Source organism: Pseudonocardia oceanicola, from assembly GCF_047200735.1.
Taxonomy (GTDB): Bacteria; Actinomycetota; Actinomycetes; order Mycobacteriales; family Pseudonocardiaceae; genus Pseudonocardia.
In genome coordinates this window covers 1-22,731 of record NZ_JBJZON010000046.1, presented here as the reverse complement: position 1 = coordinate 22,731, position 22,731 = coordinate 1, and the positions used below count along the sequence as shown (strand labels likewise).

General features: G+C 73.2%; 25 protein-coding genes and 1 rRNA gene. 15 read left to right on the top strand and 11 right to left on the bottom strand.

What is annotated here, in order from left to right:
- Positions 1-464: tyrosine-type recombinase/integrase (locus ACL02T_RS33940; RefSeq protein WP_412834927.1), on the bottom strand; the 464-nt coding region annotated here is incomplete at its 3' end.
- A gap of 1,039 nt (positions 465-1,503) precedes the next feature.
- On the opposite strand from ACL02T_RS33940, the gene ACL02T_RS33935 reads away from it, so the two are divergent.
- The 5 genes from ACL02T_RS33935 to ACL02T_RS33915 all read left to right on the top strand — a co-directional run bounded on the left by ACL02T_RS33935 (position 1,504) and on the right by ACL02T_RS33915 (position 4,616).
- The gene (locus tag ACL02T_RS33935) at positions 1,504-1,971 is read left to right on the top strand and encodes a universal stress protein (RefSeq protein ID WP_412834926.1); all 468 of its coding nucleotides are present in this window, start codon (positions 1,504-1,506) and stop codon (positions 1,969-1,971) included.
- Positions 1,972-2,228: 257 nt separating this feature from the next.
- Entirely contained in the window at positions 2,229-2,789 is a 561-nt protein-coding gene (locus ACL02T_RS33930; protein WP_412834925.1) for an acyl-CoA dehydrogenase family protein, read from the top strand.
- Entirely contained in the window at positions 2,786-2,896 is a 111-nt protein-coding gene (locus tag ACL02T_RS33925) for an acyl-CoA dehydrogenase family protein (protein ID WP_412834924.1), read from the top strand. The genes ACL02T_RS33930 and ACL02T_RS33925 overlap by 4 nt, the downstream gene beginning before the upstream one ends.
- Positions 2,897-2,982: 86 nt before the next feature.
- Positions 2,983-3,621: a DUF47 domain-containing protein gene (locus ACL02T_RS33920; protein ID WP_412834923.1), complete on the top strand. Its 639-nt coding sequence runs from the start codon at positions 2,983-2,985 to the stop codon at positions 3,619-3,621.
- Entirely contained in the window at positions 3,621-4,616 is a 996-nt protein-coding gene (locus ACL02T_RS33915) for an inorganic phosphate transporter (protein ID WP_412834922.1), read from the top strand. Before ACL02T_RS33920 ends, ACL02T_RS33915 begins: the two co-directional genes overlap by 1 nt.
- A 10-nt stretch (positions 4,617-4,626) precedes the next feature.
- Here ACL02T_RS33915 and ACL02T_RS33910 read toward each other — a convergent pair whose 3' ends face one another.
- From ACL02T_RS33910 to ACL02T_RS33895, 4 genes are all read right to left on the bottom strand, one after another.
- The gene (locus ACL02T_RS33910) at positions 4,627-5,475 is read right to left on the bottom strand and encodes a PPK2 family polyphosphate kinase (RefSeq protein WP_412834921.1); all 849 of its coding nucleotides are present in this window, start codon (positions 5,473-5,475) and stop codon (positions 4,627-4,629) included.
- A 128-nt stretch (positions 5,476-5,603) separates the two neighbouring features.
- Positions 5,604-6,443, bottom strand: a complete 840-nt coding sequence (locus ACL02T_RS33905) for an ABC transporter ATP-binding protein (protein ID WP_412834920.1) — start codon at positions 6,441-6,443, stop codon at positions 5,604-5,606.
- On the bottom strand, positions 6,440-7,549 hold the full coding sequence (locus tag ACL02T_RS33900; protein WP_412834919.1) for a FecCD family ABC transporter permease: 1,110 nt from the start codon (positions 7,547-7,549) through the stop codon (positions 6,440-6,442). Before ACL02T_RS33900 ends, ACL02T_RS33905 begins: the two co-directional genes overlap by 4 nt.
- Positions 7,549-8,616 (bottom strand): FecCD family ABC transporter permease, encoded by a 1,068-nt coding sequence (locus ACL02T_RS33895; RefSeq protein WP_412834918.1) that lies wholly within the window; start codon positions 8,614-8,616, stop codon positions 7,549-7,551. The genes ACL02T_RS33900 and ACL02T_RS33895 overlap by 1 nt, the downstream gene beginning before the upstream one ends.
- A gap of 219 nt (positions 8,617-8,835) precedes the next feature.
- On the opposite strand from ACL02T_RS33895, the gene ACL02T_RS33890 reads away from it, so the two are divergent.
- From ACL02T_RS33890 to ACL02T_RS33845, 10 genes are all read left to right on the top strand, one after another.
- A complete protein-coding gene (locus ACL02T_RS33890; protein ID WP_412834917.1) occupies positions 8,836-9,672 on the top strand; it encodes a pyrimidine reductase family protein in 837 nt (278 codons plus the stop codon).
- A 282-nt stretch (positions 9,673-9,954) separates the two neighbouring features.
- Positions 9,955-10,470 carry an Asp23/Gls24 family envelope stress response protein gene (locus tag ACL02T_RS33885; RefSeq protein WP_412834916.1) on the top strand — a complete coding sequence of 172 codons (516 nt, stop codon included), beginning with the start codon at positions 9,955-9,957 and terminating at the stop codon, positions 10,468-10,470.
- Positions 10,467-10,841 carry a hypothetical protein gene (locus ACL02T_RS33880; protein WP_412834915.1) on the top strand — a complete coding sequence of 125 codons (375 nt, stop codon included), beginning with the start codon at positions 10,467-10,469 and terminating at the stop codon, positions 10,839-10,841. The genes ACL02T_RS33885 and ACL02T_RS33880 overlap by 4 nt, the downstream gene beginning before the upstream one ends.
- Positions 10,838-11,191: a hypothetical protein gene (locus tag ACL02T_RS33875; protein WP_412834914.1), complete on the top strand. Its 354-nt coding sequence runs from the start codon at positions 10,838-10,840 to the stop codon at positions 11,189-11,191. The genes ACL02T_RS33880 and ACL02T_RS33875 overlap by 4 nt, the downstream gene beginning before the upstream one ends.
- Positions 11,188-11,367 (top strand): hypothetical protein, encoded by a 180-nt coding sequence (locus ACL02T_RS33870; protein WP_233307677.1) that lies wholly within the window; start codon positions 11,188-11,190, stop codon positions 11,365-11,367. Before ACL02T_RS33875 ends, ACL02T_RS33870 begins: the two co-directional genes overlap by 4 nt.
- A complete protein-coding gene (locus ACL02T_RS33865; RefSeq protein ID WP_412834913.1) occupies positions 11,364-11,810 on the top strand; it encodes an Asp23/Gls24 family envelope stress response protein in 447 nt (148 codons plus the stop codon). The genes ACL02T_RS33870 and ACL02T_RS33865 overlap by 4 nt, the downstream gene beginning before the upstream one ends.
- A 13-nt stretch (positions 11,811-11,823) precedes the next feature.
- On the top strand, positions 11,824-12,369 hold the full coding sequence (locus ACL02T_RS33860) for a DUF6286 domain-containing protein (protein WP_412834912.1): 546 nt from the start codon (positions 11,824-11,826) through the stop codon (positions 12,367-12,369).
- Positions 12,366-13,043 (top strand): alkaline shock response membrane anchor protein AmaP, encoded by a 678-nt coding sequence (amaP, locus tag ACL02T_RS33855; RefSeq protein WP_412834911.1) that lies wholly within the window; start codon positions 12,366-12,368, stop codon positions 13,041-13,043. The genes ACL02T_RS33860 and amaP overlap by 4 nt, the downstream gene beginning before the upstream one ends.
- 21 nt (positions 13,044-13,064) lie before the next feature.
- Entirely contained in the window at positions 13,065-13,829 is a 765-nt protein-coding gene (locus ACL02T_RS33850) for a 3-hydroxybutyrate dehydrogenase (protein WP_412834910.1), read from the top strand.
- A gap of 81 nt (positions 13,830-13,910) precedes the next feature.
- The gene (locus tag ACL02T_RS33845; RefSeq protein WP_412834909.1) at positions 13,911-15,491 is read left to right on the top strand and encodes an alpha/beta fold hydrolase; all 1,581 of its coding nucleotides are present in this window, start codon (positions 13,911-13,913) and stop codon (positions 15,489-15,491) included.
- A gap of 185 nt (positions 15,492-15,676) precedes the next feature.
- Here the strand turns inward: ACL02T_RS33845 and ACL02T_RS33840 are convergent, their stop codons facing one another.
- The 6 genes from ACL02T_RS33840 to rrf all read right to left on the bottom strand — a co-directional run bounded on the left by ACL02T_RS33840 (position 15,677) and on the right by rrf (position 22,563).
- Positions 15,677-16,657, bottom strand: coding sequence for a glycine betaine ABC transporter substrate-binding protein (locus tag ACL02T_RS33840; RefSeq protein WP_412834908.1), 981 nt, complete (start codon positions 16,655-16,657; stop codon positions 15,677-15,679).
- Positions 16,657-17,460, bottom strand: a complete 804-nt coding sequence (locus ACL02T_RS33835; protein ID WP_412834907.1) for an ABC transporter permease — start codon at positions 17,458-17,460, stop codon at positions 16,657-16,659. Before ACL02T_RS33835 ends, ACL02T_RS33840 begins: the two co-directional genes overlap by 1 nt.
- On the bottom strand, positions 17,457-18,650 hold the full coding sequence (locus tag ACL02T_RS33830) for an ABC transporter ATP-binding protein (protein ID WP_412834928.1): 1,194 nt from the start codon (positions 18,648-18,650) through the stop codon (positions 17,457-17,459). Before ACL02T_RS33830 ends, ACL02T_RS33835 begins: the two co-directional genes overlap by 4 nt.
- Before the next feature lies 1 nt (position 18,651).
- Positions 18,652-19,299, bottom strand: coding sequence for an ABC transporter permease (locus tag ACL02T_RS33825; protein ID WP_412834906.1), 648 nt, complete (start codon positions 19,297-19,299; stop codon positions 18,652-18,654).
- A 504-nt stretch (positions 19,300-19,803) separates the two neighbouring features.
- Positions 19,804-21,426, bottom strand: a complete 1,623-nt coding sequence (locus tag ACL02T_RS33820) for a heparan-alpha-glucosaminide N-acetyltransferase domain-containing protein (RefSeq protein ID WP_412834905.1) — start codon at positions 21,424-21,426, stop codon at positions 19,804-19,806.
- 1,020 nt (positions 21,427-22,446) lie between these two features.
- Positions 22,447-22,563, bottom strand: a 5S ribosomal RNA gene (rrf, locus tag ACL02T_RS33815).
- Positions 22,564-22,731: the final 168 nt, after the last annotated feature.

Here is a 22,731-nt window from a genome sequence, read left to right as displayed (position 1 = left end):
TCGGTGGCCCGGGTGAACAGCGGCCCGCGGCCCCGCATGAACGGCTCGATCACGGGGACGAGGGTCGTGCCCATCGGGACGATCCGCCGTTTCCCGCCCTTCCCCTCGATATGGAGGAGCCCGGAGCCATCGTCGCGGATCTCGACGTCGCCGACCTGGAGCCAGGCCACCTCGCAGCAGCGCAGCCCGCAGCAGCCCATCAGGGCCAGCCAGGCGTACAGCTCGGGGTCGGCCGTCGCGCACGCGAGGGCGAGGTCGAAGTGTCGGTCGACCATCGGCCGGGGCAGGGCTTCGGGGATCTTCGGGCGGTCGAGGATGAGGGTGGGGTCGTCGTCGCGGAGTCGGGGTCGGGCCCGCACGGTCATCCCACGGAAGATCCCGTGCGCAGCACTGGTGCAGGAGGCGATGGTCTCTGGCCGGCCGCGGAGGCCCTGGCGCCAGGCGAGCATGTCCTCTTCGGTCACTTCAGTGAGGGCCGCTGGGAGCGCTGCGACGATCCGGCCGAGCTGGACGCGGCGGACCCGCTGCGCCTCGGGACGCCAGCGGGTCGCTTGCGCTCGAAGGTAACCGTCGATCACAGCATCGTCACTCCTCGTAGGGATTTGCACGACGGCTTGATCGCCGGGCGATTTGCGGCGGTTAGATTAGGCCCCTCTGCACGGCATTGCCGACGCCGCGACGGCGGAGTAGAGGTGCCTGCGGCGTCGCTCTGTGATGGACTACCGCCACCATGGACGCCACCGCCGCGACGAGCAAGGCGACCAGGACGAGGGAGACGGGGAGGTGTGGGCCCGCCGCGTGGCGCCTGCAAGATCACCGCCGAACTGTGGTTTGCAGGTCGTGCTCGGCCTGGCGATAGGCCGGAATGGCACGCGGTCGGCGCGGGGAGCCGAAGCGCCCGCGGAGTACCCCCGGAGATCAACGGCAGAAGCCGACGACTAACACTGCAACGGCAGTTCGAACGTCGTGGAACGGGGAGCATCGGCCTGTGGCCACCACGGTGTCTTGACGGCCATAAGGACGCTTTCGCCTCGTCGTGACCCTCTACCAGCCGGGCCGAGGAAGGTCGGCGCTCGTCAGCACGGCTGGTCCCCTCCGGGGCGCTGCGCGGCGAGTTCATCGCGTAGCCGCGCGATCTCCTCCTCCAGCGCGGCCAGGTGGCGCTCGAGGTCCTCGTCGGAGCGTCGGCGCCCGTAGCCGGGCTCACGGTACGGGCGCCCGTACTCCGGCGGGTAATACCCGGGCGCCGGGTAGGCGTGGCCGTAGTGGTGCCACGGGCCGTGACCTCACCAGCAGGACATGGACGACCTCCTTCGGTTCGCCGGGCTTGTCTATCCCGTCGGGTGGCCCGTCGCGCAGTGCCGAACGGCCTCCGATTCCCGGGCCCGCCGATCTGCGCCGGTGCGGGGTCGGGTCGAGCGGCCCAGCTCGCCGTCGTCAGGTCCGCCGTATGACAAGCTGGGACGCCAAGAGCTACCACGCTTGCGCGGAGGCGAGGAGACGATGTCCGAACAGCAGGCACCGCCGCCGATCGTGGTCGGCGTCGACGGGTCGGTGCGCAGCGTCGCCGCGCTGCGGTGGGCGGCGCAGCAGGCCCGGCTCACCGGCGCGGAGGTGCACGCCGTGACCGGGTGGGAGGTCCCGGTGACGATCATGATGGTGCCCACGTACACCGAGGCGGACTACGCCCGCGACGCCCACCTGGTCCTCGACCGGGCCGTCGCCGAGGTCCAGGCCGAGCAGCCGGACGTCCGGATCGCCACGCAGCTGATCCAGAAAAGGCCCGCACTCGCGCTCACCATCGCTGCGCAGGAAGCGCAGCTGCTCGTGGTGGGCAGCCACAGCCACGGTGGCGACGAGCTCCCCGGGCTGCACCTGGGCTCCGTCGCGTCGTATTGCGTCCACCACGCGCCCTGCCCCGTGGTTGTCATCCGCGGACACGAGCCCCGAACGAGCGGAACCCGCAGCTGAACTGCCGTTGCAGGTATTAGCGGCGTTGGCATCATTCACCCCTCTAGCCGATCGGTTAACGGTCGGCCCTTTTCCGTGCCCGGTGGTGCGGTCGACTGGGGGCGACGAGCGGCCGGGTGAGCGACGGGCCGAGCGGTCACACTTCCGTTTGGGGGCGGTACGTCCGGGTTCGTGACCCCCGGCTCGCTGACCAGGGCCAGGTGCCGGGTTCCCTCATCGGAGCCTTGAGGTACCGACGAGTATGTGACGCTCCCGTCATGCAGCGCGACATCTTCGACGCCGAGCACGACGCGTTCCGCGACCTCGTCCGCACCTTCCTGGAGAAGGAGGTCGTGCCGCACCACGCGCAGTGGGAGAAGGCCGGTCAGGTCGACCGCGACATCTGGCTCTCCGCCGGCAGGGCCGGCCTGCTCGGCACCGACGTCCCCGAGGAGTTCGGCGGCGACACGCCCGACTTCCGCTACAACGCGGTCGCCCTCGAGGAGATCACCGCGGCCGGGACCAGCGGCCTGGGCTTCCCGCTGCACAACGACGTCGTCGCGCCCTACCTGCTGCGGCTGGCGAACGACGAGCAGAAGCAGCGCTGGCTCCCCGGCTTCTGCTCCGGCGAGATCATCACCGCGATCGGCATGACCGAACCCGGCACCGGCTCGGACCTGCAGGGCATCGCGACGCACGCCGAGAAGGACGGGGACGACTGGATCCTCAACGGCGCCAAGACGTTCATCACCAACGGCATCCTCGCCGACCTGGCACCGACCTGCAGAAGCGGGTGGTCGACCGCTGCCTGCAGCTGCACGGCGGCTACGGCTACATGATGGAGTACCCCATCGCCAAGGCCTTCGTCGACTCGCGCGTGCAGTCCAGCTACGGCGGCACCCACGAGATCATGAAGGAGATCATCGGACGGGCCCTGATCGGCTGAACCGCGCGAACCGGGGCCGCCGGGCCGGCCCGGCACGGTCGGCCCCGGCCGGGATGGCGCACCGGTGAACGGGTAGAAAACACGCCATGGCCTTCCGGTTGACGCCACACGAGCGCGGCTTCTACCCGCTCTTCACCCGCGCCGCGGAGAACATCGTGGTCGCGGCGAACGAGCTGTCGGCGCTGGTCCAGGCGCCGGCGGAGGAGCGGGCCGCGATCGCGAAGCGGGTCAAGGACGCCGAGAACGCGGGCGACGAGGTCACCCACGACATCATGGTCAAGCTGAACTCGGTCTTCGTGACCCCGTTCGACCGCGAGGACATCTACCGGCTCGCCTCCTCCCTCGACGACGTCGTCGACTCCATCGAGGAGGCGGCGGACCGGATCGTGCTCTACCGGCTGGAGCGGCTCCCCGCGGGCATCGCGATGCAGGTCGACGTCCTCTGCCGGGCCGCGACGGCGACCGCCGAGGCGATGCCGCGGCTGGAGCGGATGGCCCAGCTGCAGGACTTCTGGATCCACGTCAACTCGCTGGAGGACGAGGCCGACGAGGCGTACCACGCCATCCTCGCCGGCCTGCTGTCCCCGGACGAGGCCGTCACCGATCCCGCCGCGGTGCTCGAGGTGATCAAGCTCAAGGAGGTCGTGGACACCCTCGAGGAGGCCGCGGACGCCTTCGAGACGGTGGCCAACACCATCGAGAGCATCGCGGTCAAGGAAGCCTGATGCTGCTCGCGGCGGTCCTCGTCGTCATCGTCGTGGCGGTCGTGTTCGACTACACGAACGGCTTCCACGACGCCGCGAACGCCATCGCGACGTCGGTGGCCACCCGGGCCCTCTCACCGAGGGTGGCCCTGCTGATGGCGGCGGTGATGAACCTCGTCGGCGCCTTCCTCGGCACCGAGGTCGCGTCGACGGTCGGCAGTGGGATCATCGAGGCGCCCCAGGGCATGCCCGGGCTCGCCGTGGTGCTCGCCGCCCTGATCGGGGCGATCGCCTGGAATCTCGTCACCTGGTGGTTCGGCCTGCCGAGCTCGTCCTCGCACGCGCTGATCGGCGGCCTGGTCGGCGCGGCGCTGGCCTCCGCGGGCCAGGTGAAGTGGGACGGCGTCGTCGAGAAGGTCGTGATCCCGATGATCCTGTCCCCGGTCGTCGGGTTCCTGCTGGCCGGGATCGTCATGATCGTGCTGCTGTGGCTGTTCAGGGACCGGAGCCCGACGCGCACCACCCGCGGGTTCCGGTTCGCGCAGACCGTCTCCGCGGCGGCGATGGCCCTGGGCCACGGCCTGCAGGACGCCCAGAAGACGATGGGCGTGATCGTGCTGGCCCTGGTCGTCGGCGGCTTCCACCAGGGCAGCGACGTGCCGTGGTGGGTCGTGCTCATCTCGGCGGGCGCGCTGTCGCTGGGCACCTACGCCGGTGGCTGGCGCATCATGCGGACCCTGGGCCGGCGGATCATCGACCTCGACCCGCCGCGCGGGTTCGCGGCCGAGCTCACGGCCTCCTCGGTGCTCTACACGACCGCGTTCGTGTTCGCCGCCCCCATCTCCACCACGCAGACGATCACCTCGTCGATCCTGGGTGTCGGCGCGACCAAACGGCTGTCGGCGGTCCGGTGGGGCGTGGCGGGCAACATCGCGGTCGCGTGGGTGGTCACGCTCCCGGCCGCCGCGCTGTGCGCCGCCCTGGCCTACTCGGTGCTGCACACGTTCGTGAGCTGACCCGCCGCGCTCACCGGATCCCGGACGACCGCTTCAGCCGGGCCCGCTCGGCGTCGACGTCGTAGCCCGGCGGCGGGAACTGCGGGGCCACGTCGTCGAGGGTCTCGGCCAGCAGCGCCGCCACCGCCCAGTTCCGGTACCACTTGCGGTCGGCGGGCACGACGTACCACGGCGCGGCGTCGGAGTCGCAGTGCTGCATGGCCGCGGCGTAGGCCTCCTGGTACGCCGGCCACTCCTCCCGCGAGTCGATGTCCCCCGGGTCGTACTTCCAGCGCTTCTGCGGGTCGTCGAGACGAGCGAGCAGCCGCTGCGCCTGTTCCTCCGGGGAGATGTGCAGCATGCACTTGAGCACCGTGACGCCCCGCCCGGACAGCTCCCGCTCGAAGTCGGCGATCGCCGCGTAGCGCGCCCGCCAGACCTCCTCGGGCACCAGCCCCTCCACCCGCGCGACGAGCACGTCCTCGTAGTGCGAGCGGTCGAACACCCCGATCCGCCCGGGCTCCGGGACGTGCCTGCGGATCCGCCAGAGGAAGTCGTGCGCCCGCTCCTCCTCGGTGGGCCGCTTGAAGGAGGCGATGTGCACGCCCTGCGGGTTGACCAGCCCGAGCACGTTCCGGATCGTCCCGCCCTTGCCCGAGGTGTCCATCCCCTGCAGGACGAGCAGGACCGCCCGCCGCCCGCCCGAGGTGCCCTCCGCGAAGAGGGCCTCCTGGCGGATGTCGAGCCGCGCCCCGAGGTTCTCCATCTCGAGCGCGGCGTCGGCCTTGTCCCGCGGGCCGATCGGGCGACCCCGGGGGTCGATGGCCGACAGGTCGACGGGCCCGGACGGAACCCGGAAGGTCTCGCGCGCGGTCGCCATGGCGGCACCTTACGGGGTGCCCGCGAAGATCACCCCCAGGAGATTCGCAGCCCCCGGAGCCGGTCCCCGGTCACGGAGCGAAACGGCGCCGAGCGCGGAAGGTCCGCCGACCGGGGTCCGGCGGTCGCTCAGCGGGTGCCCGTGGGCACGACGAGCGGGGTGCCGGCGACCGGATCGGCGATGACCCTGGCCTCCAGGCCGAACACCTCGCCGAGCAGCGGCTCGGTGATCACCTCGGCCGGGGTGCCCTGCGCGACGATCCGGCCGGCCTTCATCGCCACGAGCCGGTCCGCGTAGCGCGCGGCGAGGTTGAGGTCGTGCAGGACCATCACCACCGTCCGGCCGCGCTCGACGTGCAGCCGCTCGACCAGCTCGAGCACCTCCACCTGGTGGGCCAGGTCGAGGAAGGTGGTGGGCTCGTCGAGCAACAGCAGGTCGGTGCCCTGCGCGAGGGCCATCGAGATCCAGGCGCGCTGCCGCTGGCCGCCGGAGAGCTCGTCGATCGGCCGCTCGGCGAGGTCCGAGATGCCCGTCCAGGCGAGCGCCTCGGCCACCGCCTCCTCGTCGTCGCCCGACCACTGCCGGTACCAGGTCTGGTGCGGGTGCCGGCCCCGCGCGACGAGGTCGCCGACCGTGAGCCCCTCGGGTGCGACCGGCGCCTGCGGGAGCAGGCCCAGCACCGTCGCCACCTGCTTGGTGGGGATGTCGTCGATCCGCCGGCCGTCGAGCAGCACGTGTCCGCGGGTGGGCTTGAGCAGCCGGCCGAGGGCGCGCAGCAACGTCGACTTGCCGCAGCCGTTCGGCCCGATCACCGCGGTGACGGTGCCCTGCAGGACGTCGAGGTCGAGGTCGTCGACGACCACACGCTCGCCGTACCCGAGGCGGACGCCCTCGGCCCGCAGCCGCACGGTCCCGTCCGGGGTCCCGCCTGCGCTCTCGGCGACCGCGGTCTCGGCGTTCGATGTCATGCGCGGGCCTCCCGGCCTTGTCCGACGAGCAGGTAGAGCAGGTAGGGGGCGCCGAGCACCGCGGACACCACGCCGACGGGCAGCTCCACCCCGCCGAAGGCCGTGCGCGCGATCAGGTCGGCGACGACGGTCAGCGCGGCGCCGATGACCAGGGAGGCACCGATCGGCGGGCGCGGGGAGCCGACCAGCCGCTGGGCGATCTGCGGGGACACCAGGGCGACGAAGGCGATCGGCCCGGCGGACGCGGTGGCCACGGCGGCCAGCGCGACCGCGACCAGCAGCAGCAGGCTGCGGGTGCGGTCGACCCGCACCCCGAGCCCGCGGGCGGTGTCGTCGCCGTACTGCAGCGCACCCATCACGAAGGACAGCACCAGCGCCGCCGGCACCAGGAGGAGCAGGGCGAGCCCGACCGGTACCACGTGCTCCCAGCCGCGGGCGTTGAGGCTGCCGTTGATCCAGACCGTGGCCCGGGCGGCCTCGTAGACCTGCGCCACGATCAACAGCCAGTTCACGACGGCGACGAGCATCGCGTTGATGCCGATGCCGACCAGCACGAGCCGGAAGCCCTGGATGCCACTGCGCCAGGCCAGCCCGTAGATCACCAGGGCGGCGACGAGCCCGCCGACCAGGGCCGCGACGGGCAACCCGACGGCGGCGAGGGTGCCGGCCAGCCCGGCGCCGCCCAGCACGATCAGCGTGACGGCGGCGGCGCTCGCGCCCCACGTGATGCCGATGATGTCCGGGCTGGCCAGCGGGTTCCGCGCGATCGCCTGCATGATCGCGCCCGACACCGCGAGTGCGCCGCCGACGAGCAGGCCGGTCAACGAGCGGGGCAGCCGCAGCTCGAGGATGATGAACCGCTGGCTCGGGTCGCCGCCCCCGAACAGGGTGGCGAGCACGTCCGGGATGCCGATCGGGTACTCGCCGCGGCCCACGTTGAGCGCCACCGCGAGCACCAGCACGACCAGTGACACCGTGAGGACCAGGACGTTCCGCGGGCGCCGGACGCCCGAGACGGGCCCGCGACGAAAGGGGCGGCGGCCGGGGACGCGCGCGAGCAGCTCGCCGGCGGCCGGGTCGGGCGCCGACCGGGTGGGGGCGGCCATCAGATCGTCACCAGTTTCCTGCGGCGGACGAGCGCGATGAAGAACGGCGTGCCCACCAGGGCCAGGACGATGCCCACCTGCAGCTCGCCCGGCCGGGCGACCAACCGGCCGATCACGTCCGCGGTGAGCAGCAGCACCGCACCCAGCAGCCCGGAGGCCGGGAGCAACCACCGGTGGTCCGGCCCGGTGAGGGCCCGGACCACGTGCGGCACCACCAGCCCGACGAACCCGATCGGCCCGCAGGCGGCGGTGGCCCCGCCGGCGAGCAACGTGATCGCGACGATCCCGAGCACCCGGGTCCGCTGCACGGACTGGCCGAGCGAGCGGGCGACGTCCTCCCCCAGGGACAGCGCGTTGAGCGCGGGAGCCGTGGCCAGCGCGATCAGGGCCCCGAGCACGATGAACCACACGACCTGGCCGGCGACGACGGTGTCCCGCCCGGCGAGCGAGCCGACGTTCCAGAACCGGTAGGCGTCGAGCGTGTCGGTGTCGATCAGGATGATCGCCGAGACCAGGCCGCTGAGCAGGAACGACAGCGCCGCACCGGCCAGCGCGAGAGTCACCGGGGTGGGCCCGCCACGACCGCCCGCGGAGCCGAGCAGGAACACGGCGACGCTCGCGACCATGGCGCCGGCGAAGGCGAACCAGACGTAGCCGAACAACGTGGTCACGCCGAACACGTAGATCCCGACGACCACGAAGAAGGCCGCGCCCATGTTCACCCCGAGCAGGCCGGGGTCGGCGAGCGGGTTGCGCGTGTGGCCCTGGATGAGCGCGCCCGCGAGGCCGAGCGCGGCACCCGCCAGCACCCCGAGCACGGTGCGCGGGAGGCGCAGCGAGCGGATGACGATGTCGTCCTCGGTCCCCGTCGGCGCCCACAGGGCGCTCCACACGTGCGAGAACGGGATGACCTTCGTGCCGAACGCGATGCTGGCCAGCACGGCCAGGACCAGCAGCCCGAGGAGCAGGCCGAGACCGACCAGTCGGCGCGTGCGGGGGGTCCGCTTCGGCCGGGCGCGCCCGCGCCCACCCGCGGCCGGCACCACCGGCGCCGATCCGACTGCCACGTCACGTCCTCCCGATCGTTGCCGGACAGGTGAGGCACGCCTTCCCGTGAGCACAGGGTCACCACAGTGCGGGGCACCTCAGTCGTGGTGAGGCTATCCTTAGCCCGTCCGTGCGAAAAGTCCCGGCGCCCTTCCCGTGGATCACACTCGTCGGTGTCCGGGCAGTTGAGGGGCCCGCGCGGGGGCGCGCCGGCGGCCGCGGGGTGCTGGGATGGGCCGGTGCGCCGTCTGCTGCCGATCGAGCCCGCCCCGACCGATTCCGCCGGGACCGATTCCGCCGGGACCGATTCCACCCCGCCTGATTTCACCCCGCCTGATTTCACCCCGCCTGATTTCACCCCGCCTGATTTCACCGGGACCGTTCCCGCCGGGATGGGCACCGTGGACCTGCTGCAGGCCTACGCCTACCCGTCGGAGCCCGCCCGGCCCTGGGTCCGGGTCAACTTCGTGTCGAGCCTCGACGGCGCGGTCTCGGTCGACGGCCGGTCGGGGGGCCTGGGCACGCCCGCGGACAAGGCGGTGTTCGGCACGCTGCGCCGGCTCGCCGACGTCGTCCTGGTCGGGGCCGGCACCGCCCGCGCCGAGCGCTACCGCGGGGCCCGGAAGCCGACGCTCGGCCGCGACACTCCCCCGCCGATCGCCGTCGTCACGGGGTCGGCCGCGCTGGACACCGATCTCGGGCTGTTCACGGACACGTCGGTCCCGACGATCGTGCTCACCACAGCGACGGCCCCGGCCGGGCGGCGGGCAGGCCTGCGGCGGGCCGGGGCCGACGTCGTCGAGCTGCCGGACCTGACCCCGGCGACCCTGCTCGGCGAGCTGGAGCGGCGCGGGTTGCGGCGGGTGCTGTGCGAGGGCGGCCCGGGGCTGCACGGCGACCTGATCGCCGCCGGGGCGGTCGACGAGCTCTGCCTCACCCTCTCCCCGCTGCTCGCCGCGGGCGGGGCCGGCCGCATCGCGCACGGCCCGGGCGGGCACGCCCCCGAGGGGATGCGGCTGGCGTCCGTCCTCGAGGAGGACGGCACGCTGCTGCTGCGGTATGTGCGACCGGCGTGACCGCTGCCGGACGCCGGCGACGCCCGCGAGGGTGGTCGCGGCGACCGGCACTGCGAGGGCGGCCCCGCGGCCGGGACGAGCGCCCACCGGCGCGTCCGTCCCGCGCCCCGCGTCGGCGCGCGGAGCGGGACGGACGACAGGGCGTCCGGTCCGCGACGGGCCCGGAGCACCGACGACCCGCCGATCGGGTGATGTGCCGTGAGGCCGCGCCGACCCGGTCCGTCGGATGCTGTGTACGGCGCCGGGCACCGGCGCACCCCACGGTTCTCCGAGGAGTACGCGATGAGCAGCACCACCGGCAGCACCACCGGCGGCGTCCCGGCCGCCGCCACCCCGTCGACCTCCGCCGCCACGGGCTCTTCGGGCAGCCCGGGTCGGCTGGCCGAGGAGACCTCCCAGGGCAAGACGACGATCGCGGCCTCGGTCGTCCAGAAGATCGCGGGCATCGCGGCGCGGGAGATCTCGGGTGTCCACTCGATGGGCGGCGGCCTGTCCCGGACGTTCGGTGCGCTGCGCGAGCGCATCCCGGGCGGCGGCACCGGCGCGTCGAATGTCGCGGGCGTGCAGGTCGAGGTCGGCGAGAAGCAGGCCGCGGTCGACCTGGACATCGTCGTGGAGTACGGCGCGTCCATCGTGGACCTTGCGCGTGCCGTGCGGCGCAACGTGATCACCGCGGTGGAGCGGATGACCGGCCTCGAGGTGATCGAGGTCAACATCGCGGTCAACGACATCCACCTGCCCGACGAGGACGAGGCCCCGCCCGCGCCCGCCACGCCGGCCCCGTCACGCGTCGAGTGACGGGCCCGCCACCCGGCGGTGCGCCGCAGAGCCCTCGGGAGGGCTCCGACGAGCTCGCCCTCCGCGTCGCCGACCTGGTGGCCGCCGACCCGGCGGTCGTGCGGCTCGACGGCGGGGTCTTCGGCGCCGTCGCCACGTACCTGCCGGGGCGCCGGCTCCTCGGGGTGCGGGTCGATGAGCACGGCGGGCCGGTCGAGGTGGCCGTCGTGCTGTCCCTCACGGCGCCGATCCCCGACGTCGTGGCCCGGCTGCGGGCGCGGGTGGCGGAGGTGGCGGGCGGTCGTCCGGTCGACGTCACCGTGTCCGACGTCGTCGAACCCGGGCCCGGCCGGCCGGCCGGCCCGCTGACGGTCGTGGAGATCGGCCCGTGACCGACGGCACGGAGCCCCAGGAGACGGGGACGCCGGAGCAACGGGCGGCCTACCGCGCGTTCGTCCGCGACCACCACCCGGACCGCGGTGGCGACCCCGACGCCTTCGTCGAGGGCCTGGCCCGCCTCCGGGCGGAGCGGGCCGCCCGCCCGCCTGCCGGTGGTCCCGGTGCCGGTGATTCCGGCGCCGGTGGTCCCGCCGGCGACCGCCGCTACGACGCCCCCGTCCAGTTCGTCCCCGACCTGCCGCTGGCGGTCAGGGTCGTCGTCGCGGCGATCCGGACCGCCCGCCGCCGGGCCCGCACCCGCGTGGACCGGCCAGACCCAGATCCAGGAGTGCACCGAGAATGAACGCCACCCAGACCGGCCTGCTGACCGGTCTCCTGCTCGGCCTCGCCGCGGCCTTCGGCGGGTTCGTCGCCTTCGTCATCGTGCTGGTCCTCGGCGCGATCGGGCTCGCGGTCGGCCGGTTCCTCGACGGCGAGCTCGACCTGTCCGGCGTCCTCGGCCGGGCCCGCGACAAGTGAGCGCCCCGGCGGCGGCCGCGCCGGTCCCGGCCGAGGTCCCGACCCCGGCGAGCCGGGCGCCGGCGGAGGTCGCGGTGCCCGGGTGGGCACCCGACGCGGACGAGCGCGGCGCGCTCGACATCGCGCCCGGTGTACTCCGCACGATCGTCGAGCACGCGACGGACCTGGTCCCGGGCACGCTGCACCGTGAGCGCCGGTTGGCCGGAGTCGAGGTCGGCGACGCCGGCCCGCGGGCCCGGATCAGCGCGACCGGCGACGCCGTCGACGTCCGCCTGGAGCTGACCTGCGCCTATCCAGCCCCGGTGCGGGAGACCGTCGCGGCGGTGCGAGCCACCGTCACCGAGGAGCTGGAGCGGATCGCCGGCTACCGGGTCCGCTCGTTCGCCGTCACCGTCTCCGGCCTGCGCGAGGCGACCGGCCCCGCGCAGCCCCGGATCCGATAAGGAGGAGGCCGCCGTGCGCGTGCTGCTCCGCACACTCTCCCCGCTGCTGGGCCTGGCCCTCGCGGCGGCGGGCGTCGTCCTCGTGGTCGAGGTCGTCGCCGCCTGGGTCCGGCCCGCGACGAGCGGGCTCCTGGTGCCCTGGCCCGCCTGGCAGGCCGCGCTCGGGGCACTGACCTGGGCGGACCGCCCGGTGATCGTCGTGTCGATCTGCGTGGCCGTGGGCGGGCTGCTGCTTCTGCTGGTCGCCCTGCTCGCCCGCCGGCACGACGTCGAGCTCACCGCGCCGACCCCGGAGATGACCGTGGTGACCTCGCCGCGGGTGCTCGCCCGGCTCGTCGGACGGACCGTCCGGGAGTCCGACGACGTCGCGGGGGCCACCGTGAGCGCGTCCACGCGGAAGATCGTGGTCCGGGCCGAGGGTTGGTCCGACGTCGGCGGCGGCACGGGCGACCTCACCGACACCGTCCGCGGCCGGGTCTCCACCCTGCTCGACGAGCTGCCGCTCACGCGGCCGCCGCGCGTCACCGTCTCCACCCGCGGCCGGAAGGACCCCCGATGAGCACCCCGATCGGAGCCGTGAGGGCCGCACCGGACGGCGCACCCGAGGGAGCCGGCACCGCACCCCCGCGGCGGGTCGTCCGGAGCTCGCGGAGGGCCGGCGCCCGCTCGGTGCGCGGCGACCGGACCCTGCTCGCGCTCACCGGGCTCGTGCTCCTGGCCGCCGGGACCCTCGCCGCCCTGCTGGGCTACGGCGTCTTCGGTGCCGGCCGGGCCGCCCGGCCGCTGCTGGACCCGCTGATCGTCGATGCCCTCCGCACGCAGCAGCAGCTGTGGCGTTGGGTCGCGATCGCCTCGGGCGTGGTGCTCCTGGTGCTCGGGCTCTGGTGGGCCGCGCGGTCCCTGCGCCCGGAGCGCCGCCCGGACCTGCTGCTCGAGACGGGCCCGGACGCCACGCTGCGCATCACGGCCGGGGCGCTGGCCGAGGCCGTCGCCGACCGGGCGGCGGCCCTGCCCGGCGTCGGCCGGGCGCGGGCGCGGATGGTCGGCTCGCCGGGCAGCCCCGCGCTTCGGCTGATCGTGTGGGTCACGGACGAGGCCGACGTCGCCGAGGTGTGCCGCAGGGTGGAGACCGAAGTGGTCGCGGAGGCCCGGGACTCGCTCGGCCTCGCGCACCTGGCCGTCGCCGTGCGGCTCGAGCTCGACTCCGTCACGCATCCTCCCCGGGTGGCCTGACCGCTGGTTAGCCTCACCCGTATGACGTCCAGCACGCAGGCCCCGCTGTCCGGTCGCACGGCCCTCGTCACGGGCGCCGGGAGCGGGATCGGGGCCGCCATGGCCCGCCGGCTGGCCGCCGACGGCGCCCGGGTGTACGCCGTCGACATCTCCGCAGCGGCCGTGAAGGCCCTGGCCGCGGAGATCGACGGGATCGAGGCCGTGCCCTGCGACCTGACCGATCTCGCGGCCGTCGACGCCCTCCCGGGTGACGTCGACGTCCTGGTCAACAACGCCGGCCGGCAGCACGTCTCGCCGCTCGAGGACTTCGACCCCGAGCTGTTCCACGAGATCCTCACGATCATGCTGGAGGCGCCGTTCCGGCTGATCCGGCGTGTGCTCCCGCACATGTACGCGCAGGGGTGGGGCCGGATCGTCAACGTCTCCAGCGCGCACGGGCTGCGCGCCTCGCCCTACAAGTCCGCCTACGTCGCGGCCAAGCACGGCCTCGAGGGGCTGTCCAAGGTCGCCGCGCTCGAGGGCGCGGCGCACGGCGTGACCAGCAACTGCGTCAATCCCGCCTACGTGCGCACGCCGCTGGTGGAGAAGCAGATCGCCGACCAGGCCCGCCACCACGGCCTCGCGGAGGACGAGGTCGTGGAGAAGATCATGCTGACCCCCGTCGCGGTGAAGCGGCTGATCGAGCCGGAGGAGGTCGCCGAGTTCGCGAGCGTGCTCTGGGGGCCCGCGTCGGCCTCGATCACCGGCGTCTCGCTGACCCAGGACGGCGGCTGGACCGCCCGTTAGGCGGGCCGTAGGCGGGTCCGGCCGGTCCTCCGCCGGACGCCCCTCACCGCCGGTTCACCAGGCGACGGGCACACTGGGAGCGTGGGGGCCCGTGCACGTGTCGTGATCGTCGCGCTCCTGGGCGTGCTCGTGCTGGCCGCCTGTTCCGTCGGACCCTCGCAGCGCCCCCCGGTGGCCGTTCGTGGCGAGGTGACCACCGGTCCCCCGCCCACCACGGAGACACCGCCCGCGGACCCGGACGCCCTGCCCGCCCCGCAGGAGCAGGACCCGCTGATCGACTACGCGGACTGCACCACGGACACCGTCGAGGCCCTCGCTGCGGGCGGTCACCCGGTGCCGCCCGGGCGCAGCCTCACCGCGAGCTGCGGCGAGCTGTCCGTCGACACCGAACCCGCCCGGCCCGGCGCGGCCTCGACCCGGCTCGGTGTGCTGCGCGTCGGCGCCGCCGCCGCCCCCCGTACCCGGCCGGCTCTCGTCGTGGTCGGGGACAGCGCGGGGGGCGGCTCGGCCCGTGCCGCCGGGCGGCTCGCGACCCTGGTCTCCGACGCCGTGCTGGCTCGGTACCAGCTGATCGGGCTCGACCGTCGCGGCACGGGGAGCGACCTGATCGACTGTTCCCCGCCGGAGGCGCGCGCCGCGATCACCGACACCCCGCCGACCGGGGGCGACGCCGATCTCGGGGCGCTGCTGGAGGAGGGGCGGTCGGTGGTGCAGGACTGCTACCTGCTGCTCGACAGCACGATCAGCTCGTATCGCACGGCCTCCACCGCGGCCGACCTCGAGCAGCTCCGGGCCTCCCTGCGGGTCGACCGGCTCGACGTCGTCGGCCTCGGGGACGGGGCCACCGCCGTCGCGGCCTGGGCGTCGGCGCACCCGCAGGCGGTCGGCCGGGTGGTCCTGGACTCCCCCGTCGACCTGGTGTCCGACGAGCCGGAGCGCAGTGAGGCCCGGGCGGGGGCCGCCGAGGCCGCGTTCGACGCCTTCGCCGCCGCCTGCGTCGCCCGCGGCGGCTGTCCCCTCGGCGACGACCCGCGGACCGCCGTCGCCGGCGTCGTCTCCGGACTGGGCGCGCGCCCGCTGGCCTCGGCGGACGGCGACCGGCTCACCGCCGGCGGCGTCGTCACCGCCCTGCGCTCCGGCCTGCGCGAGCCCGCCCGGTGGCCGGCGCTCGCGGCCGGGCTGGCCGCGGCCGGCGCGGGCGATCCGACCAGGCTGATCGCCTTCCTCGCTCCCGTCCTCGGCGGCGGCGGCACGTTCGACGGCGCACTGGCCACGGCGTGCAACGACACCACCCGCAGGCTGGCCCCGTCCGAGGTCGCCCGGCTCGCGGACCGCTGGTCGCGGCAGTACCCGCTGTTCGGGGCCGCGGCCGCGCAAGGATTGCTGGCGTGCGGCCCGTGGCCGGCCTCGACGGACGCGCCGACGATCACCGCGCTGCCCGCCGACACCCCGTCGGTTCTCGTGCTCGGCACGGCCGCGGACCCGCGGGCGCCCCAGGACGGGGCACGCCGGGTGGCACAGCTGCTCGGCCGCAGCTCCTTCGTCGGCTGGCAGGGAGCCGGGCAGGGGGCCTACCCGCGCAACGCCTGCGTGACCGCCCTGGTCGAGGAGGTGCTCGTCGCGGGCTCGATCCCCCGGGACGGCACGGTCTGCCCCGCCTGAGGGAACCACAACGCGCCCCTCGACCGCTCCCGACCGCACTATGGAACCACAATGCGCTCCTCGACCGATCCCGAGCGCATTATGGAACCATAGCGCGCCTCTCGACCGCCCTCGACCGCGTTATGGAACCATAATGCGCTGGCCGTCCCAGGACGGGCGCGCACCGTGGTTCCCGGGCGCGCCGCTCAGGCCGTGTCCGGGCCGATGAAGCCCTTGGCGATCATCCAGTCCCGCGCGACGATCCCCGGGTCCTCGCCGTCGACGTCGACCTTCTTGCCGAGCTCGATCATCTCCTCGTTGTTCAGCGCCTCCGCGACCGGCTGCATGACCTGCTCGATCTCCGGATACTCGCGGTAGGTCTCCTCGCGGAGCACGACGCAGATGTTGTACTGCGGGAAGAACTTCTTGTCGTCCTCCAGCACCGCCAGGTTCAGGCCCGCGATGCGGCCGTCCGTCGTGAAGATCTCGCCGAAGTTGCAGGTACCGTTGGCGATGCCGGCGTAGATCGCGCCGGTGCCGAAGGTCTTCACCTCGGTGGTCGGGAAGCCGTAGGTCCGCTGGGCGCCCGGGAGGCCGTCCTGCCGGCTGGCGAACTCGGTCTCCACGCAGAACACGGCCTGGTCGGGGTTCTGCTTCAGGAACTCCGTCATGTCGGACGTGGTCCTCAGGTCGTGCTGCTCCGCGTACGCCTTCGTGGTGCCGAACGCGTAGGTGTTGTTGAGCTCGGAGTAGGGCAGCCAGCGCAACCCGTTCTGGGCCAGGTCCTCGTCCCGGACGGCCTCGTACTGCTCCTGCTCGTCGGGGATCGGCTCGGTGTGGCCCAGGTAGTTGATCCACCCGGTACCGGTGTACTCCCACGTCAGGTCGATGTCGCCGGTGCGCAGCGCGAGCCGGGAGTTCGACGAGCCCTGGATGTTGGTGAGGTCCCGGACGTCGGCGCCCGCCGCCGCGAGGGCCAGCTCGGCCATGTAGCCGACCAGGATCTGCTCGGTGAAGTCCTTCGAGCCGACCGTGAGGGTCACGCCCTCGAGCGCCGGCACGGGCATGATCGACCCCGGGGTGACGGTGAACGGCACGGCGGTGTTGGTCGACAGCCCGCAGCCCGCCAGCAGGGCCACCGACGCGAGCGCGGACACCGCCGCCCCGATCCGCCGGATCCCGCGCATCACTCGGCTCCCTTCGGGGCCAGCCACCGCTCCGCGATGCCGCCGAGCCAGTCGACGAGCAGGGCGAGCCCGATCGCGAGGACGGCGCCGACGTACATCACGGAGTTGAGCTGCAGCTTGTAGCCGGTGTCGATCAGCTCGCCCAGCCCGCCGCCGTTGACGAAGAACGCCAGCGTGGCGGTGCCGACCGCGAGCACCAGCGCGGTGCGCAGCCCGGCCAGGATCAGCGGCACGGCCAGCGGCAGCTCGACGCGCATCAGCACGCCGCGCGCGCTCATCCCGATGCCGCGGCCGGCGTCGATCAGCGAGCGGTCGACCTGCTGGATGCCGACCATCGTGTTCCGCAGCACCGGCAGGAGCGTGTAGAAGACCAGCGGGATCGTGACGGCCCAGAGGCCCACGATGCCCGACCACAGGAAGAACAGCACGATCACCCCCAGCGCCGGCGCGGCCTGCCCGACGTTGGCGATCGCGAGGAACACCGGGGCGAGCCACTTCAGCGCGGGCCGGGTGAGCGCGATGCCCAGTGGCACCGCGATGGCCACGACGAGCAGGCTCACCACGATCGTGATCAGCACGTGCTGGCCCAGCAGGGTCAGGATGGTCGGCAGGTTGAGCGTCTCCCGCTCGTTGGCGTTCAGCTCGCTCGTCAGGGCCCAGACGACGACCGCGACCACGATCACCACGACCGCGACCGGCTGGAAGAACAGCCGGAACCGGTCCGAGCGCGAGGTCACGCTCGGGGTGCGCTCGACGGCGCTGGTCTTGCTGACCCCGGGCAGGCCCTCGGCGACGGCGGTCATCCCGCCTCCCCCGCGCCGTGCTCCTCGCGGACACCGGCGATCACGTCCGTGACCGTGGTGATGTCGATGGTGCCGACGACCTCCCCGCGGGAGCCCGTCACGACCGCCCGGCCGCCCTCGGTGAGGATGGCCTCCAACGCGTCCTGCAGCGTGGACTGCGTGCTCACCGAGTCGCCGACCGGCTTGCCCGCCTGCTGCAGCGACCGGCGTCCGGCGAGCTCCCGTACGTGCACCCAGCGCGTCGGCCGGTGGCGCGCGTCGACGACCAGGGCATAGGTGCGCCCGGCCGTGGTGAGCCGGTCCGCGACGGTGGCCGGGTGCTCGTCCTCGGACACCGTGAGCACCTCGTCGGTGCTGTACTGCACGTCGCGCACCCGCATCAGCGTGAGCTGCTTCAGTGAGGCACCGGCGCCCACGAAGCCGGCCACGGTGTCGTTGGCCGGGTTGGCCAGGATCGCGTCGGGGGTGTCGTACTGCTGGATCGACGACCGGTCGCCCAGCACCGCGATCTTGTCACCGAGCTTCACGGCCTCGTCGAAGTCGTGGGTGACGAACACGATCGTCTTGCCCAGCTCGGACTGCAGGCGCATGAGCTCGTCCTGCAGGTTGCCGCGGGTGATCGGGTCGACGGCCCCGAACGGCTCGTCCATCAGCAGCACCGGCGGGTCCGCGGCGAGCGCCCGGGCCACGCCGACGCGCTGCTGCTGACCACCGGAGAGCTGGCGCGGCAGCCGGTTCGCGAACGTGCCCGGGTCCAGGCCGACGAGGTCCATCATCTCCTCGACGCGGGCGGCGATCCGCTTCTTGTCCCACTTGAGCAGCCCGGGCACCACCGCGATGTTCTGCGCCACCGTGTAGTGCGGGAACAGGCCCGCCTGCTGGATGGCGTACCCGATGGTGCGGCGCAGCTGGTCGGGATCGATGTGCAGGGCGTCCTTGCCGCCGATGGTGATCGTCCCGGAGGTCGGCTCGACCATTCGGTTGATCATCCGCATCGTGGTGGTCTTGCCGCAGCCGGAGGGGCCGACGAACACGACGACCTTCCCGGCCGGGATGGTCATCGTGAACTCCTCGACCGCCGGGGCCGCGGTGTTCGGGTAGCGCTTGGTCACGCGGTCCAGCTGGATCTCGGCGCCGGAGACGCCGGGGGCGTCGCTGGTGCTCACATCGGTGGTCGGCGACGTCGTCATCTCAGTCACGCACACCCTTCGAGATGGTGAGACGGGCGATCAGCACGAACACCCCGTCGAGGAGCAGGGCCAGGATCACCACGCCGAGCGTGCCGGCGAGGGCCTGGTTGAGGGAGTTGGCCGAGCCCGCGCGGGTCAGCCCGGAGAAGACCTCCGAGCCCAGCCCGAAGCCCTTGGCGTACGCCGCGATCACCGCGATGCCCATGAGCATCTGGGCGGAGACCCGCATACCGGTGAGGATCGCGGGCCAGGCCATCCGCAGCTCGACCCGGGTGAGCACGCCGGCCCGCCCCATCCCGATGCCCTTCGCGGCGTCGGTGACCGCGGGATCGACGCCCGCCAGCCCGACGATCGTGTTCCGCACGATCGGGAGCAGGCCGTACAGGGTCAACGCGATCACACTGGGCGTCACACCCAGGCCGACGATCGGGATGAGCAGGCCGAGCAGGGCGAACGACGGGATCGTGAGCACCGTGCTGGACAGGGCGGTCGCGACCGCCGAGCCGGCGGGGCTGCGGTAGACCGCGACACCCACCCCCACACCGATGAGGGCCGCGAGGACCGTGCACTGCACGACACCGCTCAGGTGGAGCAGCGCCTGGAGCGACAACCGGTCCCATCTCTCCGTGACGTACTGAGCGAGGCTCACCGCCGACCTCCTCTCGTCACTCTCGTGAAGTCATCGGCCCAAACCTGGTTTGGCTCGAGTCTGCGAGGGAACTTACGGCGAACCAGGGCGGCCTGCCGGGTGGAGCCGGGGCGAGTCGTAGCCGCCCCACGTCCGTTTCCCGCGCCGGGGCGCAAGGTCGGCCGGCGTCGTCAACACTGATGAAACCCGCCGCCCGGGCGATGCGGCCGGACGCGCGACGAGCGGGGTGACACACCGAACCGGACTTCTCCTCGGGGGTAGAAGCCAGCACGACCGCGATCCTCTCGGACCGCCCCGCCGCTCCGATCGTCTCCCTGCCCGCCCGGCCACGCCGGCGTCGGCCCGGGTGCCGGCGTCGTCGACGTCGCCTGCCGCTGTGGCCACGGGGCCACGGGGCCACGGCCCACGAGAACTACCGTCGCGGCACCGACTGCGCGGCGTGCGACTGCCCGCGCTTCCACCGGACCGCCGGCCTCCGCCTCTTCCGTCGCTGACCGCCCGCGGTCAGGCGTCCGCCTCGTCCTCGTCCTGCTGGGCGTCGGGCTCGTCGGCGTCCGGCTGACCGCCCGGCTGCTCGGCGCGGTCGCTCCCGGCCTCCTCGCCCTCCGTGGACCCCGTGCCGTCCGTGGACCCCGTGCCGTCCGTGCCCTCCCGGGCGTCCGCACCGTCCTCGGATCCGGGCGGCAGGGGTGCGAGGCCGGGGTCGTCGGTCGGGTCGTCGGACTCCGCGAACGTCTCGACCCCGTCCGCGTCCGCGGGCGATCCGAAGCCGCCACCCGCGCCCAATGCGACCGCGCCACCGAGGCCCAGGAGCGCAACCACCAGCCCGATCGTCACCGCCCTCGCGGGGTCCGTTCGTCGGGCGGGCCGGTCGGCATTCGTCCCGTCCCCGCGGGAACGCCCCGCGACGACGCGCCGCGCAGCGCTCGCGGGCACCGACACGAGCGTCTCGAGCGGGCCGCGGCCGAAGACCCGCCGCCACCCCGTCGCCAGCGCGAGCGCCCCGAGGGCCAGCGCGGCGAGCAGCAGCACCGGCTCGTCGGCCAGGATGCCACCCGCCAGCACCACCAGGTGCGCGCAGTACAGCGTCAGGGAGAGCTCACCCGCCGCGGCCAGCGGGGACAGCAGCCGACGCAGGGCACCGACGCGGGTCAGCAGCAGGAGCGCGCCCAGCAGGGCCATCGCGCACCCCAGGGTGTGTCCGAGGTCGACCGGGGTGTGCCCGTGCGGGGTGGGCAGGGCGAGGTACCACCACGTCGGCAGCGGATCGGCCTCCCACAGCAGCTGCTGCGCGGCCTCCCCGGACACGACGGTGCCCCTCCCGGCCGCCGCGGTCACCTGGGCGAGCCCGCCGAGGGGGTACAACAGGATCCACGACACGATCCGCGAGCCGGCCGCGAGCACCAGCCCGCCCCCGACCAGGGCCCAACCCACCCGCGGCGAGGACAGGTCGAGCCGGCCGATCGCCAGGCCGGCCGCGAGGTACCCGAGGTAGACGAGAGCGGGATACTCCCCCGTCAGGAACAGCTGCATCGCCAACCCGGCCGGGTCCTGGATCAGCGTTCCGAGCGTGGGGTCGGCGACCGCCCGCGGCAGCACGGATGTCGCGACGAGCGCCACCGGTCCGAGGAGGAAGGCGACGGCGGTCAGCGCGATCAGCGCGCGCTGGCCCAACCAGAGCAGGGGCACGGCGAGCAGGAAGAACACGCCGTAGAAGGGCAGGATCCCGTCGACCTCGTTCTGCGGCGCGAGGTAGCCGAGGACCAGGCCGAGCAGCCCGATCAGTACCGCGCGCGCAACGAGGCCGGCCGCGGCCGCTCCGCGCCCGCCGACCCGGCTACCGCCGAGGAACGCGACGCTCACGCCCGCCACCAGTACGAACGTCGAGACCGCCCGTCCGGCCGCGACGACGGTCGCCGCGGTCGGGGCTCCGTCCTCGCCGAAAACCGGGAAGACGTGCGTGGCGAACATGCCCAGCAGCGCGACACCCCGAGCGGCGTCGACCCCGACGATCCGACGGTCCCGCGACCCCGATGGAGCACGAGCGGGCACGGTCGGCCCGTCGGCGGCGAGCGGAACGGTAGGACCCTCGGCCCACGACGGGCCGGCCCGGACGATGGTCGACACAGCAGCTTCCTCCCCGACGATCCGCACACCCTCCTGGGCACGCGCCTCGGACCCGAAGCCTGGCGCTCCTGGACCGCGCAGTCGCTGGGGCCAGCCCCCACCGCCTCAGGTGAGCACCCCCCAGACCGACGACCGCCGCTCACGTCCGTACCGTCGTGCCGCGCTCACGGAGCCGACACTCGGCATCTCGGGACGCGCGGTCATCACCCCTCACGACCCGCTCTCGTCCGACACAGCTCCGCCGCCGCGCTATGGATCCACAACGCGGGAATCTGAGCGAGCACGACGCGTTATGGATCCATGATGCGGAAGACTGAGCGAGCACGACCCGTTATGGGTCCATGACGCTGTCACGCCGCGAGTGCGGGCGCGTCGTGGAGCCACCCGGGCGCATCACCGTGTCTGCCGCGGTGGTTCCACGCCCTGGCCGCATTGTGGGACGATAATGCGTCTTCTCCATCCGCTGCATCGCATGACGGTTCCCCAACGCGAATTATTATTGCGCCGCCGCCACGAGTCGTGGTTTCACAGCGACGCGCCATACCGAGCCGCAAGTGCGGGTTGTGGATTCACACCGCGCCTTCTCGAGCCGTTGCATTGCAATATGGTTCCACAATGCGCCTTCCCGAGGAGTGGGAACGCGTTATGGTTCCACAACGCGGGTTCTTCAGCCGCTGCAGCGCAATATGGTTCCATGACGCGCCACCTCGAGCCACTGCAGCGCATTATGGTTCCATGACGCGCCTATCACGGCCGCGTGAGCGCGTTATGGTTCCACAACGCGCCTTCTCGCCCTCCCCCGGCGCGTTGTGGTTCCACAGTGCGTTCACCCACCCGCTGGACCGGGTCGTCGCTCCTGGCCGCAGGTCGAGCGGATACGCGGGAAGGGCCCGCAGCAACACAGAAAAGCCCCGCAGCACCGCTGCCGGGCCTTTCACCGCGGGCCGGGACCACGGCCGCCAGAAACGAGACAAAAAGAGCGCCCCCACCTGCCCGGTGGGGACGCTCTTCGAGGTTTGATGTCGGCGGCGACCTACTCTCCCACACCCTGTCGAGTGCAGTACCATTGGCGCTGGAGGGCTTAGCTTCCGGGTTCGGGATGGGACCGGGCGTTCCCCCTCCGCCATCACCACCGACAACACTATCCAACTATCCCCCACCCACCCCGGACACAATCACCGGGGGGGTGACGGTCGAACACCAACCAGCCACCCGAAACCGGGCAACACTGGTTGTGTGCTCAGGGTCACACAGTGGATGCGAACAACATGTCATGGCAAGCCCTCGGCCTATTAGTACCAGTCG

Excerpts from the sequence above, each read along its gene's own strand:
- ACL02T_RS33905 (WP_412834920.1), bottom strand. The coding sequence starts at position 6,443 with ATGACATCGAACGCCGAGACCGCGGTCGCCGAGAGCGCAGGCGGGACC.
- ACL02T_RS33920 (WP_412834923.1), top strand. The coding sequence starts at position 2,983 with ATGGCCTTCCGGTTGACGCCACACGAGCGCGGCTTCTACCCGCTCTTC.
- ACL02T_RS33910 (WP_412834921.1), bottom strand. The coding sequence starts at position 5,475 with ATGGCGACCGCGCGCGAGACCTTCCGGGTTCCGTCCGGGCCCGTCGAC.
- ACL02T_RS33935 (WP_412834926.1), top strand. The coding sequence starts at position 1,504 with ATGTCCGAACAGCAGGCACCGCCGCCGATCGTGGTCGGCGTCGACGGG.
- ACL02T_RS33835 (WP_412834907.1), bottom strand. The coding sequence starts at position 17,460 with ATGACCGCCGTCGCCGAGGGCCTGCCCGGGGTCAGCAAGACCAGCGCC.
- amaP (WP_412834911.1), top strand. The coding sequence starts at position 12,366 with ATGAGCACCCCGATCGGAGCCGTGAGGGCCGCACCGGACGGCGCACCC.
- ACL02T_RS33840 (WP_412834908.1), bottom strand. The coding sequence starts at position 16,657 with ATGCGCGGGATCCGGCGGATCGGGGCGGCGGTGTCCGCGCTCGCGTCG.
- ACL02T_RS33870 (WP_233307677.1), top strand. The coding sequence starts at position 11,188 with ATGAACGCCACCCAGACCGGCCTGCTGACCGGTCTCCTGCTCGGCCTC.
- ACL02T_RS33915 (WP_412834922.1), top strand. The coding sequence starts at position 3,621 with ATGCTGCTCGCGGCGGTCCTCGTCGTCATCGTCGTGGCGGTCGTGTTC.
- ACL02T_RS33900 (WP_412834919.1), bottom strand. The coding sequence starts at position 7,549 with ATGGCCGCCCCCACCCGGTCGGCGCCCGACCCGGCCGCCGGCGAGCTG.
- ACL02T_RS33850 (WP_412834910.1), top strand. The coding sequence starts at position 13,065 with ATGACGTCCAGCACGCAGGCCCCGCTGTCCGGTCGCACGGCCCTCGTC.
- ACL02T_RS33885 (WP_412834916.1), top strand. The coding sequence starts at position 9,955 with ATGAGCAGCACCACCGGCAGCACCACCGGCGGCGTCCCGGCCGCCGCC.
- ACL02T_RS33830 (WP_412834928.1), bottom strand. The coding sequence starts at position 18,650 with ATGACGACGTCGCCGACCACCGATGTGAGCACCAGCGACGCCCCCGGC.
- ACL02T_RS33925 (WP_412834924.1), top strand. The coding sequence starts at position 2,786 with ATGATGGAGTACCCCATCGCCAAGGCCTTCGTCGACTCGCGCGTGCAG.
- ACL02T_RS33930 (WP_412834925.1), top strand. The coding sequence starts at position 2,229 with ATGCAGCGCGACATCTTCGACGCCGAGCACGACGCGTTCCGCGACCTC.